This is a genomic window from Methylobacterium oxalidis (genome assembly GCF_007992195.1).
Lineage (GTDB): Bacteria > Pseudomonadota > Alphaproteobacteria > Rhizobiales > Beijerinckiaceae > Methylobacterium > Methylobacterium oxalidis.
Map to the genome: position 1 here is coordinate 53,573 of NZ_BJZU01000020.1, position 12,513 is coordinate 66,085.

Here is a 12,513-nt window from a genome sequence, read left to right on the forward strand (position 1 = left end):
GCGATGGCGCTCGCGGTCGACGTCGCCCTGAAGCGAGGTGCCTTCTCGCTGGAGGCCGCCTTCGAGAGCGGGCCCGGCCTCACCGCCCTGTTCGGCCGCTCGGGCTCGGGCAAGAGCACGCTGATCCACCTGATCGCGGGCCTCGCGCGGCCGGACCGCGGGCGGATCGTGGTCGGCGGCGAGACCCTGCTCGACACAGGGGCGCGCGTCAGCGTGCCCGTGCACCGGCGACGGATCGCCTGCGTGTTCCAGGAGGCGCGCCTGCTGCCGCACCTCAGCGTGCGGGGCAATCTCGGCTACGGGCGCTTCTTCGCGGGCCGCCGGGCCGGGTCCGCTGCGGAGATCGCCCCGGTCGTCGAGATGCTCGGGATCGGTCACCTGCTCGACCGGCGGCCGGCCGGGCTCTCGGGCGGCGAGACGCAGCGCGTGGCGATCGGGAGGGCGCTGCTGGCCAAGCCGCGCCTCCTCCTGATGGACGAGCCCCTGGCGGCCCTCGACGAGGCGCGCAAGGCCGAGATCCTGCCCTACATCGAGCGGCTCCGGGACGAGGCCGGCATCCCCATCGTCTATGTGAGCCACGCGGTGGCCGAGGTCGCGCGCCTCGCCAGCACCGTCGTGGTGCTGGAGGACGGGCGGGTCGCCGCCGCGGGGCCGGCCGACGCGATCCTGCGCCGGGCCGAGATCCTGCCCGCCCACGAGGCGGAGGTGGGCGCCCTCCTCGACATGGTGGTGGAGGACCACGACGCCTCCGGCGGCGTGACCCGGCTCACGGGCACGGCCGGCCGCCTGGTGCTGCCGCACTTCGATCGACTGGTCGGCAGCCCGGTCCGGGTGCGCCTGCCGGCGCGCGATGTGCTCGTGGCGACGCAGATGCCCGTCGGGCTCAGCGCCCGCAACGTGCTGCCCGGGCGGATCACCGCTCTGAGCCCGCTCGGCGAGGCCGTGATGGTCGAGATCGCTTGCGGCGAGGTCTCGGTGGCGGCGCGCCTGACCCGCGCCTCGGCCCGGGACCTCGGCCTCGCGCCGGGGCTTGCCGTCTACGCCATCGTGAAGAGCGTCGCGCTCGATCCCGCGGGCGTCGGCACCGGGCGCCGGACGCTCGAGATCTGAGCGCTCAGGCCGCGCCCTCGACGAAGGCGCACATCAGGAGGTGCGCGATCGCCATCGGCGGCGGCACGCCCAAGCCCTCCGGGTGCGTGCCGGCGATCATCGCGGCGACCTCCGCGCGGGAGAACCAGCGGGCATCCTCGAGCTCGGCGGGATCAATCGTGATCGCCGCGTCGAGCGCCTCCGCCACGCAGCCGAGCATCAGCGAGGCCGGGAAGGGCCAGGGCTGGGAGGCGAGGTAGCGCACCGCGCCGACCCGGATGCCGGCCTCCTCGAACGTCTCCCGCCGCACCGCGTCCTCGACGGTCTCGCCGGGCTCCAGGAAGCCGGCGAGGCAGGAGTACATCCCCGGCTTGAAGCGGGGCGCCCGGCCGAGCAGGCAATGCTCGCCCCGCCGCAGCAGCATGATCACCACCGGGTCGGTGCGCGGGAAATGATGGGCCTCGCAGGCGGGGCAATCGCGCCGGAAGCCGCCGGCCACCGCCGCGGTCGGCGTGCCGCAATTGGCGCAGAAACCGTTGCGGGCGTGCCAGGCGAGCAGCGACTTCGCCGTGGCGAGCAGTCCGAGTTCGTGGGCCGCCACCGCGCCGTCGGCGGCGAGGCTGCGCAGGTCGAGGCTGTGGTGGTCCGTTCCGGCCGCCAGGTCCTCGGCCGCCGCCGGCTCGATCGCCGCGGCGAAGACGGGCCGCCCGTCGAGCCGCCCGAGGAAGACCGGCTCGGCGAGGGCGGGCACGCGGACGGCCGTCTCCGGCGGCAGGAGCGCGCTGGCGGGCTCGCGCCGCAGCACCACGCGGTCGCCGGCGAGCAGAACCCAGGCGGCGTCCGGCGCGTCGAGGGGCGGCACCGCGCCCTCCCCCGCCTCGGCGGAATGGCGGCGGAGCCGGCTCTCGGCGTAGCCGAGCCCGGAGCGGGACAGGACCGCCACCGCCCTCAGGCCGCCGCGAAGAGCGCGCCCGCGCGCTCGACGAGCTGGGCGCGCGCGTGCGCCGGATAGGGCCGGCGCACGCCGTGGCCCCAGACCGGGCCGGGCCAGGCCGGATCCGAGCGGAATCGGCCGACCACGTGCACGTGGAGCTGCGCCACGACGTTGCCGAGCGCCGCGACGTTGACCTTGTCGGGCCGCGACAGGGCCTGCATCACGCCCGCCGCGAGGCGGATCTCCTCCCAGAGCAGGGCGGCGTCGGCCTCCCCGAGATCGGTGATCTCGCTCGCCCCCGTCCGTCGCGGCACCAGGATCAGCCAGGGGAATCGCGCGTCGTCCATCAGGAGAACGCTGGACAGGGCGAGGTCGCCGACCGGGACCGTGTCGGCGGAGAGGCGCGGGTCGAGGGCGAATTCGGGATTCATCGCGCCAGCATCTAGCGCATCTCGCCCGGAAGGGGACCTCGGAGCGTCCGGAGGCGTCAGAGGCTCGGCACCGCCCCGCGGCGGCCGACCGCGACGATCTCCGCCACGGGCTTGCCCGCCTCGTCGCGCGCGACGAAGGCCGTCACGTCGGCGCCCGGACTGAGGAGGGCCTTCTCGCCGCGGACGATCTGCGTCGCCTTCGTGTCGGCCGGCACCGACAGGGTCCGGCTGCCGCCCTCGTACGAGAGCACGACCCGGCGGGGGTCGCCGTCCGACAGGTCGGAGATCCAGCCGCCGGTCAGCGCGGCCTCCGGCATCGTGTCCCAGGCGCGGTGGCCGGCGAACCATCCCCGCAGGTCGGGCGCGTAGATCGTCACGGCCTCGGCGCGGCGCGTCGTGCCGCTTTCGGGCACCGATACCGCGCTGACGTAGCTCTCCGGCTTGATGTCGCGGACGGTGGCCGGCGAGGCGGTGAGGAGGCGGGTGGTGTCGTTCATGCGGATCGCCATCGTCCCGCCGGAGCGCAGGCGCAGGGTGAAGACGTCGTTGTCGAAGGATTCCACCGTGCCCCGATAGCGGGTGCCGAAATCCTCGGGCGGCTCCGCGCGCGCGGGGGCGCCGACGAGGAGGAGCAGGAGGGCGGCGGAGAGGATGGGGCGCATGGAGATCCTGCCGAGCGTCCGGCGCCGCCAGACGAGCTTGGCCGGGATCACCGGCAACGGGCCCCCGCGGACACGGTTCCGGCGCCTCCGCTCACGGTTTCGCGCGGAAGGCGAGCCTCAATGCGCCATCAGCACGGGCAGGTCGGCGTGGGCGAGGACATGGCTCGTCGGGCCGCCGAAGATCATCTGGCGCAGGCGGCTCTGGGTGTAGGCGCCCTTGATCAGGAGATCGGCGCCGAACTCCTTCGCCTCCGCGAGGAAGGTCTCGCCCGGGGTGCGGCGGCCGGCGGGCAACGCCCGGTGCGCGGCCGCGATGCCCTCGCAGGCGAGCGACTGCGCGAGATCCTCCGCGCTCGGCCCCGGCACCGTGCCGCCCTCGACGCTGAGCACGAGGATGCGCTTGGCCTGCAGCAGGAAGGGCATCGCGAAGGCGACGGCCCGCGCCGTCTCCGTCGACCCGTTCCAGGCGATCAGCACCGCCTCCCCGAGGCTCGTCGGCGCGGTCGGCGGCGCCAGCAGGATCGGGCGGCCGCCCTCGAACAGGGCGGTCTCGAAGGTCGCCATCCGGGGCGAGGCATCCTCGGCGCCCGGGCGCCCGACGACGGTGGCCGAGAACAGGCGCGCGTACTGGCCGAGAAAGGCGTCGCCCGCCGGCACGTCCTGCCGCCAGCGGTAGCGCGGACCACAGCCGGCGACATTCTCGGGAATGCAGAGCCCGTCGCGCGGGTGGCGCGGGATCGCGGCCGCCTCCATCGCGGCGATGAAGTGCTCGCCCGCCTCCTCGGCCTCGGCCCGGTCGGCCTCCTCGTCGCGCAGCCACGTCATGCCGCCGACCATGTCGACGGGCACGTATTCCGCGAGGGCGGGGCGAAGCGAGACGCCCTCGATCAGGCTGCCGAACCGGCGGGCGGCGAGCGTCGCGGTCGCGAACACCGAGGGCAGCGTGTCGTGCAGGGCGACGGGTACGAGAAGCGTCTTCATCACCGTGAACTCCGAGCCGGGGCGGGTCGCGGCCGCCGGGCGTTCGGCCGCGGAGCGCGCTCGCCTGCCGATGCTAGATCGCCCGGGGCCGCCTTGGAACTCGCGCGCCTCGCGGACGCACACGCATTTTCCGCGCCCGCGAGACACGTCCGAGGGCACGCCACCGCAGGTTCCCGCAGTTATTGCCAAGCTCGAGCCAGGGCGCCGGCGGCAACGGCCAAGTTCTTGTCACAGGCTTAAGAAAATGACCCGCACAATCTAGGAACAAAGCCCGGAAGACGTCGTTGACGGCCTGAAGTGCAGGCGTCAGCCTCGATTGGTCATCGACCATCGGGGGCGGCTTCGCACGTCGAATATCGCAGATCGAGGTCCCTTATGTTCAAGAAGTACGTTGCCATGTCCGCCCTAATGACGGCTCTCGCGACCCCGGCGATGGCCCAGGGCATGGGCGATTTCCGCCTCCAGGCCATGCAGGCCAACGCCTTCGAGATCCAGTCGAGCCAGATCGCCCTGTCGAAGTCGCGCAACCCTGCCGTCCGGAACTTCGCGCAGCACGCCATCAGCGACCATCGCGCGGCCAACGTCGCCCTCGCAGGCGGCGAGCGGAACTACGTCGCGGGCGGCGGCCCGGTCGGCGGCCTTCTCGAGGCGCCGCTCGCGGTGGCCGGCGGTGCGGTCGGCGCGGCCACGGGCGCCGCGGCGGGCGCTGTCGGCGGCACCCTGGCGGGTGGCCCGGTCGGCGGCGTCGAGGGCATCGGCGCGGGTGCCGCGCGCGGCGCGGCGGTCGGCAGCCGGGTCGCGACGGGCGACGTCGACGCGACGGCCGGCACCACGATCGTTCCCCCCAACCCGGAGCAGCAGGCCATGCTCGCCGAGCTGTCCGCCACGCCGCCCGGCCCGCGCTTCGACCGTCTCTACGGCCGCCAGCAGGTGATGGCCCATCAGCAGACCATCGCCATGACGCAGGCCTACGCTTCGTCGGGCCCGAACCCGGCGCTTCGCAACTACGCCCAGCAGGCTCTGCCGGTGCTGGAGCAGCACTACGCGATGGCGCAGCGTCTTCCGGGCGTCCGCTGATCCGCGGATGAGATACGGCCGGTGGCGGACCCCAGTCGCCGGCCGGGGGGAGACGGCGGGCGAGAGCCCGCCGTTTTCGTGTTCGCCGTCAGGCGCAGTTGATCATGGCCGAGGGGCGCAGCCGCTGCCCGGTCCGGTCGGTGACCGGCGCGAAGTCGCCCGTGGCCGGGTCGCGCACGAGGAGTTCGCCGGTCGCCACGCCGAAATGGGCGCCGTGCAGCTCCAGCTTGCCCGCTTCCACCCGCTCGCGGATGAAGGGGAACGTCTGGAGGTTCTCGATGCTCTGGCTCACCATCGCGTGCTCCAGGCGCGTCAGGTAGTCCGGCGCCGAGGAATCGCCCGCCTTGTCCTCGGCCGGCTTCACCAGCGACACCCACTTGCCGATGAAGTTGCCCGGCGAGAGCGGCTTGGCCTTGTTGGCGAAGGCCTTGATGCCGCCGCAGGTGGCGTGGCCGAGCACCACGATGTGCTTCACCTCGAGGGCCTGCACGGCGAACTCGATCGCTGCCGAGGTGCCGTGATACTCGCCGCCCGTCTCGCAGGGGGGCACGATGTTGGCGACGTTGCGGACCACGAACAGCTCGCCGGGGCCGACATCGAAGATCACCTCCGGCGAGACCCGGCTGTCGCAGCAGCCGATCACCAGCACGTCGGGATCCTGCGTCTTGGCGAGCTGGGCGTAGCGCCGGCTCTCGTTGGGGAAGCGGTTCTCGAGGAAGGAGCGGTAGCCCTCGGTCAGGGATTCGGGGAACATGGTCTGTCTCTCCGGCCGTCTTGGCGTGTCAGAATGGCGGCGATGTAACTGCCATGTCTCGCCAGCGTTGCGGACTCAAGCATCGCGCCACGACAACGTGACCGGACCAGGCGGGATATCCCCGGCGAGCACGCGCCGGACCACGGCCGCGAGCCCCGCGGGCTCGATCCGCTCGGCGCTCGCCTCGAGCTCGGCCAGCGTCCACCAGCGGGTGCCGAGGACGGGATTGTCCTCGGTCTCTGCGAGCCGCGCGGTATCGATGCGGTCGGAGGGCAGGCGCACGACGAAGTAGCGCTCGCGGGCGTCGCGGGGCTTCCGGAACAGCCGGAACGGCCCGTTGCAGGTCGCGACCAGGGGGCCGACCGGCGCGTCGTCGACGCCGATCTCCTCGGAGAGTTCGCGCCGGCAGGCCGCCTCGTGCGTCTCTCCCTCCTCCAGGCCGCCGCCCGGCATGAACCAGAAGCAGCGCTCCTCGGGCTTGGCGGGATCGATGGGCCGCACCGCCTCGTAGGCGATGAGGAGGAGGCGGTCGGCCGGGTCGAAGACCAGGGCGCGGGCGATGTGGCGGAGGGGCAGCGGATCGCTCATGGGCTCGGCATAGCATCCCGCTCCGCCGCCTGTCCCGGCGGGACCGACGCCGGCGCCCAGATCACGACCGGCAGACCGTACGCGTCGCGCCCCGGCGGGTCCGGCAGCGGCACCGCCCGGCCGAGGAGGATGTCGCGGGCGACCACGAGGCCCGCCATCGCGTCGAGATGGTCGTCGGCGCCGACGCCGCGCGGGCGGTCCGAGCCGACGAGCGCCGGAGGCAGGCCGGCCGCGGCGAGAAGCTCACGGCGCTGGTCGAGGCCCGCCTGCCGCGCCGGCCCCTTCTTCGCGCCCGCCAGCGGACGGCCGCCGTTGAGGCAGCGGAAGGCGACCTCGGGATGGACCTCATGCAGGCGACGTCCGAGGCCGGGCCGCTCGCGCAGGAGCCCGTCCGCCTCGCGCACGTAGCGCAGGATGTTCCAGCACTGGATCGAGGGCGCGAAGGGCGGGTCGCTCGCCGCCCGCGAGAGCGCCTTCGCCGCCTCGTAGGTCTCGGCGTAGACCGCGGATCGCGGCGGCACCGGGAAGACGCTGGCGCGGCCGCCGGGCCCGAGCATCGCCCGCGCCGCGAGGTCGGCGACGCGCCCGCCCCCGGTCACGCGGTCGGGCAGGCCGATCGGCACGTCGATGCCGACGGCGAGGGGCGCCTCGGGACCGTCGAGGAGGGCGGTGATGCTCGGGAACAGCCCGACCCGCCACGCGCCGGGATCGTCGAGGTCGATGAGCGCGCCGGCCCAGGCTCCCCGGCAACCGTCGAGACCCGCGACCCAGCGCGCCATGTCCCCTCCCCCTGACCCTGCCGGACCGCGGCGCCCGATCCTTGAATCGTCCGGCGCAGGACGGTATCGGCGAACCGGCCGGCGGGATACCCGGCGAGGAGGAGGCGCCCCCCATGACCGAGATCCGCCCCCGTCGCAGCGTCCTGTCCCTGCCGGGGTCGAGCCCGCGCATGCTGGAGAAGGCCGCGACGCTCCCCGTCGACGTCGTGATGCTCGACCTCGAGGACGCGGCGTCGCCCGAGGCGAAGGACGACGCCCGCGCCCGCGTCGCCGAGGCGATCACCGCCCGAAGCTTCGGCCGCCGCGAGGTGGCGGTGCGGATCAACGGTCTGGAGAGCCCGTGGGGCGAGGCGGACCTCGCGGCCATCGCCCCCGCCGGCCCCGACGCGATCGTGGTCCCCAAGGTCCACCGGACGGACGACCTCGTCGCCGTGGGCTTCCGCCTGCGCCGCCTCGGCGCGCCGCCCGCTCTGCGGGTCTGGGCGATGATCGAGAGCCCGCTCGCCATCCTGGAGATCGGTTCGATCGCGAGCGCCGCGCGCGACATCGACACCCGCCTCGCCTGCCTCGTGCTCGGACCGAACGACCTCGCCCGGGCGAGCCGCGTGCGCCTCGGCGTGCCGGGCCGCCCGGCCCTGATGCCCTGGCTGATGAGCGCGGTCGCCGCGGCCCGCGCCTACGAGATCGACGTCATCGACGGCATCTACAACGCGTTCCGGGACGAGGCGGGCTTTCGGGCCGAGTGCGAGCAGGGCCGCGATTGCGGCTTCGACGGCAAGATGCTGATCCATCCGAGCCAGATCGAGACGGCGAACGCGGTGTTCGGGCCGACCGAGGCCGGGATCGCGGAGGCGCGCGCCATCCTCGACGCCTTCGCCGCGCCGGAGGCCCAGGGCCGCGGCGCGATCCCCTTCGCGGGCCGGATGATCGAGCGCCTGCACGCGGACGAGGCGCGCCGGACCATCGCGATGGCCGAGGCCATCGCCGCGCGCCGGGCATGAGCGGGCCTCCCCTGGAGGTCGGCCTGCGCCTCCTCGACCCGCGCCTCCCCGCGTGGGGCTTCCCGCGCTGGGGCTCGCCCGCGGCGGCCGGCCTCGATCTCCACGCCTGCCTCGACGGGCCGCTCACCCTGGAGCCACAGTCGCCGCCTGCCCTGATTCCGGCGGGGATCGTCGTGGCGATCCGCGATCCGGACTGGTGCGGGCTCGTCCTGCCCCGCTCCGGCTTCGGCCACCGGGAGGGACTGGTCCTCGGCAACGGCACCGGGGTGATCGACGCCGACTACGAGGGCCCGCTCCTCGTCTCGGCCTGGAACCGCAACCCGGCGCCCAGCCCGGGCATCCGGATCGAGCCGGGAGACCGGATCGCTCAGCTCGTCTTCACCCGAGTGACGCGCCCGCGCCTCGTCGTCGAGGCGGAGGCTGGCGCCGAGCAGCCCGCCTCGGCCCGCGGCAGCGGCGGATTCGGGTCGAGCGGCCGGCGCTGAGCCCGAGGGCGCAATCTCCGGCCGAACAGCGTACACGTGAGCACCATGCGTTCCGATGCGCCGCTCCCCGCGCCGGCCGGCCCCGCCGCCCGGCTCCGCCTCGCCACGGCGGCCGTGATCGACATCGCCCTCCACGCGCGCCCGCAGCCCGTCAACGCCCGCGTCCTCGCCGCCCGGCACGGCCTGCCGCCGCGCCACCTGGAGACGGTGCTGCAGGCCCTCGTCCGCCACGGCCTGCTGAAAGGTGTCCGCGGCCCGCGCGGGGGTTACGAGCTGGCGCGGGAGCGGCGGCGGATCAGCGTCGGCGACATCGCCCGTGCCGCCGCCGGCGCCGAGGAGGAGTACGAGGCCGGCGCCGCAAGCCCGATGGACACCGTCGTCGCGCCGACGATCCGCGCGGCGCAGGCGGCCTTCCTGTCCGCTCTCGACGCGGTCACGGTGGAGGATCTCTGTCGCCAGGCCGAGGCGCTGGAGGCGGTGCGCCCCGAGAGACCCGCCCCGCATTTCGACATCTGATCCGGCTTCGCGGCCGACTGTCGCATGACGCGACCGCGCTCCGATGCCGGGGCCCGACCGGTGCCGGCAAGGTCAGTTACTGCCCGGTCTCGGCGTCGATCGGGCCGCGCCGACGCCGCAGCCTTCAAGGTCGCTTAACGCGCGGGCGGGCATGATCCGCGTCGACGGATCGGGTGGCGGCATGAACATGGAGATTCAGCGATCCCGGCAGCCTTCCGCCGCGTCGGCCCCGGCCATCCGGGCCCCGGCCGCGGCGCGGGCGCCGTTCGTCCCGATCCTGGCGGCGGGAATGCCGCTCCAGCTCGTCCTCGCCCTGCGCCCCCTCGGGTGCGAGACGCCGGTGCTTCCCGCCAGCCAGGTTCCCGGACTGGCCGCCTGCACCACCGAACTGCTGATCGTCGACGGGGACGGGCTCGACAGCCTCGCCCTGATCCAGGCGATCCGCGCGCAGCCGGCCCAGGCCGGAACACCCATCCTGCTCGTGGCCACCGGCGAGGCGCGGATGATCCGCCGCGCGGCGATCGAGGCCGGGGCGACGGACGTGCTGATGCGCCCGCTCGATCCGCTCGATCTCCAGATCCGCGCCCGCACGCTGATCGACCTCTCGCTCGCCCGCGCCGAGGCGGCGCGCGCCGCGAACCTGCTCGACCGGCAGGTGGCCGGAATCCGCGCCGAGTCGGAATCCCGCGAGCGGGAGATCATCCAGCGCCTCATGCTCGCCGCCGAGTTCCGCGACGATCAGGCCGGCGACCACCTCACCCGGGTCGCGGGCTGCGCCATCGCCATCGCCGAGGGTCTCGGCCTGTCGGAGGTCGCGGCGAACGACATCGCCCTCGCCTCCACGATGCACGACATCGGCAAGATCGGCATCCCGGACAGCATCCTCCTGAAGAATGGTCCCCTCACGCGGGAGGAGCGGGAGGAGATGCAGCGCCACGCCGAGCGGGGCTACCGCATGCTGCACGATTCGCCCTCGCGACTCCTGCAGCTCGCCTCCCAGATCGCTCTGACCCACCACGAGCGCTGGGACGGCACGGGCTACCCGCGCGGGCTCGCCGGCGACGAGATCCCGCTCTGCGGGCGCATCATCGCGGTGGCGGACGTGTTCGACGCGCTGATCTCGGAGCGCGTCTACAAGTCGGCCTGGCCGCCCGAGAAGGCGCGCGACTACCTCGTGGAGCACCGGGGCAGCCATTTCGACCCGGCCTGCGTCGACGCCTTCCTGTCACGCTGGGAGGACATCGTCGGCCTGATGCGCGACCGTCCCGCCGGAGCCGGAGCGGCCTGAGGCTCACTCCGCCGCCTGCTCCGCCGTATCCTCGGACAGGCCGAAGCGCTCGATGCAGTCCTGCAGGCGGATCGCCGCGTTGATCAGCGCCATGTGGGCGAAGCCCTGCGGGGTGTTGCCCCGCTGCTCGCCGCTCGCCGCTTCGATCTCCTCGGCGAACAGTCCGACATCGTTGCCGCGCGCGATGAGGCGCTCGAAGGTGGCCTTGGCCTGCCCCGTGCGACCGGCCAGCGCGAGGCAGCTCACGCGCCAGAACGCGCAAGGGGTGAAGGTCGCCTCCCGCCCTTCCAGGCCGTCGGGCGTCCGGTAGCGGTAGAGGAGGTCGCCCGCGCCGAGCTCGCGCTCGATCGCGGCGAGCGTCGCGTGCATGCGCGGATCGTCGGCGTCGATCGCCCCGAACAGGACGACACGCAGGACCGCGGCGTCGAGGTCGTCCGTCTCGTAGGTGCCGACATAGGCGCGCTTGCGCGGGTTCCAGGCCCGGGCCAGATAGTCGGCCCGGACCTCCGCGGCCGCCGCCTCCCAGGCGGCGATCTTCTCCGGCGGCACGCCCGCGATGTTGCGGCCGATCCGGGCCGCGTTGTCGAGGGCGACCCAGATCATCGCCTTGGTGTGGGTCTGCTGGCGCCGCTCCGTGCGCAGCTCCCAGATGCCGTGGTCCGGCGCGTCGCGGCAGGCCAGCGCGCGGGCGGTGAGGTTGTCGAGCACCTCCGGCAGGCGGTCGTTCACCTTCTCGGGCGGGTCGTACCTCACCGCCTCCAGGAAGCCGCACAGGGCCCGCAGCAGCTCGCCGTAGATGTCGTGCTGGTCCTGGTGCGCGGCCGCATTGCCGATCAGCACCGGCCCGACGCCGCGCCAGCCGGAGAGGTGGTGCAGCGCCTCCTCCGGCGGCGGCTCCCCGGCGATCCCGTAGAGGAGGCGCGTGTCGCGGCCGAAGCTGCCGTCCGCCTCCCGCAGGAAGCGCAGGAACTCGGACGCCTCGCGCACGTAGCCGAGCATCACGAAGGCCGTGACGGTGAAGCTCGCGTCCCGCATCCAGGTGAAGCGATAATCGTAGTTGCGGTTGCCCGGCACCGCCTCGGGCAGGCCGGCGGTGGCGGCGGCGACGATCGCCCCGCTCGGCGCGTAGGTGAGGAGCTTGAGGCAGAGGGCCGAGCGCAGCACGGCCTCCCGGTAGGGCCCGCGGTAGGTGCAGCGCCCGCTCCAGCGCTGCCAGTACGCCACCGTCCGGTCGAGGCAGTGGCGGGCGCCCTCGATGTTCTCGATCTCGGCCGCCTGACCGCCTTCGCCGTGGGTGAGGACGAGGTAGAGCGTCTGACCGGCCTCGAGCGCGAAGGTGCAGTCCGCCGCCTCGCCCCGGACGGTGAAGGGGCACGAGGCGCTCGCGCGCAGGCGCTGGTCGCCCGCCTCGAACAGGACCGTGCCGGCCTCCTCCCGCGCCGTGCACGGCCGGCGGGCGTAGTCGAAGGTCGGACGCACCTCGAAGCGGCCCGAGACGCGGCCCTCGTCGCAGGTGAGGAGCCGGATCAGCCGGCTCTCGCCCTCGCCGTCCGGACCTTCGTCGGGCTCGGGCTCGGGCGGGTTCACGGGCATCAGGTCGGTGAGGCGGGCGCGGCCGCTCGCCGTCGAGAACGTGGTCTCCAGCACGTTCGTGCCGGGCAGGTAGCGGCGATCCGTGCTCTGGACCCCTTCGAGGTGGAGGCTGCAGGCGCCGCCCTTCGCGTCGTCGAGCAGGCGCAGGAACAGGGCGGGCGAGTCGTGACGGGGCCAGCACAGCCAGTCGACCGAGCCGTCGCGGGCGATCAGGGCGTTGGCGTGGGTGTCGCCGACGATGGCGTAGTCGCTGATGGGCTTCGACAAGGGCGTCCGGCGCTCGTACGGTGACCTGCATTGAGGTAGCGCCGCGCCGACCCGTATCGATGCGGACC

General features: G+C 73.9%; 14 protein-coding genes. 6 read left to right on the top strand and 8 right to left on the bottom strand.

Translation table 11 applies throughout. From position 1 onward, the window contains the following. The first annotated feature begins 3 nt into the window (after positions 1-3). A complete protein-coding gene (modC, locus tag MOX02_RS06815; RefSeq protein ID WP_147025057.1) occupies positions 4-1,110 on the top strand; it encodes a molybdenum ABC transporter ATP-binding protein in 1,107 nt (368 codons plus the stop codon). 4 nt (positions 1,111-1,114) lie between these two features. Here modC and nudC read toward each other — a convergent pair whose 3' ends face one another. The 4 genes from nudC to MOX02_RS06835 form a co-directional block, all read right to left on the bottom strand. Beyond that, positions 1,115-2,032, bottom strand: a complete 918-nt coding sequence (gene nudC / locus MOX02_RS06820) for an NAD(+) diphosphatase (RefSeq protein ID WP_238179097.1) — start codon at positions 2,030-2,032, stop codon at positions 1,115-1,117. Between the two features lie 5 nt (positions 2,033-2,037). After that, positions 2,038-2,454, bottom strand: coding sequence for an HIT domain-containing protein (locus MOX02_RS06825; RefSeq protein ID WP_147025058.1), 417 nt, complete (start codon positions 2,452-2,454; stop codon positions 2,038-2,040). Between the two features lie 56 nt (positions 2,455-2,510). Further along, positions 2,511-3,116 carry a hypothetical protein gene (locus tag MOX02_RS06830; RefSeq protein WP_147025059.1) on the bottom strand — a complete coding sequence of 202 codons (606 nt, stop codon included), beginning with the start codon at positions 3,114-3,116 and terminating at the stop codon, positions 2,511-2,513. A 117-nt stretch (positions 3,117-3,233) separates the two neighbouring features. Further along, positions 3,234-4,097, bottom strand: a complete 864-nt coding sequence (locus MOX02_RS06835; protein ID WP_147025060.1) for a universal stress protein — start codon at positions 4,095-4,097, stop codon at positions 3,234-3,236. A gap of 375 nt (positions 4,098-4,472) precedes the next feature. Between MOX02_RS06835 and MOX02_RS06840 the strand changes: the two genes are divergently transcribed. After that, a complete protein-coding gene (locus tag MOX02_RS06840; RefSeq protein ID WP_147025061.1) occupies positions 4,473-5,174 on the top strand; it encodes a DUF4142 domain-containing protein in 702 nt (233 codons plus the stop codon). An 88-nt stretch (positions 5,175-5,262) separates the two neighbouring features. Here the strand turns inward: MOX02_RS06840 and MOX02_RS06845 are convergent, their stop codons facing one another. The 3 genes from MOX02_RS06845 to MOX02_RS06855 form a co-directional block, all read right to left on the bottom strand. Then, on the bottom strand, positions 5,263-5,928 hold the full coding sequence (locus MOX02_RS06845; protein WP_147025062.1) for a carbonic anhydrase: 666 nt from the start codon (positions 5,926-5,928) through the stop codon (positions 5,263-5,265). A gap of 75 nt (positions 5,929-6,003) precedes the next feature. Further along, a complete protein-coding gene (locus MOX02_RS06850) occupies positions 6,004-6,516 on the bottom strand; it encodes an NUDIX hydrolase (protein ID WP_147025063.1) in 513 nt (170 codons plus the stop codon). After that, positions 6,513-7,295, bottom strand: coding sequence for a DUF429 domain-containing protein (locus MOX02_RS06855; protein ID WP_147025064.1), 783 nt, complete (start codon positions 7,293-7,295; stop codon positions 6,513-6,515). The genes MOX02_RS06850 and MOX02_RS06855 overlap by 4 nt, the downstream gene beginning before the upstream one ends. A 113-nt stretch (positions 7,296-7,408) precedes the next feature. Here MOX02_RS06855 and MOX02_RS06860 point away from each other — a divergent pair, with 113 nt between their 5' ends. The 4 genes from MOX02_RS06860 to MOX02_RS06875 all read left to right on the top strand — a co-directional run bounded on the left by MOX02_RS06860 (position 7,409) and on the right by MOX02_RS06875 (position 10,585). After that, complete coding sequence (locus MOX02_RS06860) at positions 7,409-8,296, top strand: HpcH/HpaI aldolase/citrate lyase family protein (protein ID WP_147025065.1); 888 nt, start codon at positions 7,409-7,411, stop codon at positions 8,294-8,296. Beyond that, complete coding sequence (gene dut, locus MOX02_RS06865; protein WP_147025066.1) at positions 8,293-8,781, top strand: dUTP diphosphatase; 489 nt, start codon at positions 8,293-8,295, stop codon at positions 8,779-8,781. Before MOX02_RS06860 ends, dut begins: the two co-directional genes overlap by 4 nt. 45 nt (positions 8,782-8,826) lie before the next feature. After that, entirely contained in the window at positions 8,827-9,297 is a 471-nt protein-coding gene (locus tag MOX02_RS06870; protein WP_147025067.1) for an RrF2 family transcriptional regulator, read from the top strand. A 181-nt stretch (positions 9,298-9,478) separates the two neighbouring features. Next, entirely contained in the window at positions 9,479-10,585 is a 1,107-nt protein-coding gene (locus MOX02_RS06875) for an HD-GYP domain-containing protein (RefSeq protein WP_238179095.1), read from the top strand. A 3-nt stretch (positions 10,586-10,588) separates the two neighbouring features. On the opposite strand, the gene MOX02_RS06880 is transcribed toward MOX02_RS06875, so the two are convergent. Beyond that, on the bottom strand, positions 10,589-12,445 hold the full coding sequence (locus MOX02_RS06880; RefSeq protein ID WP_147025068.1) for a glycoside hydrolase family 15 protein: 1,857 nt from the start codon (positions 12,443-12,445) through the stop codon (positions 10,589-10,591). Positions 12,446-12,513 lie beyond the last annotated feature (68 nt).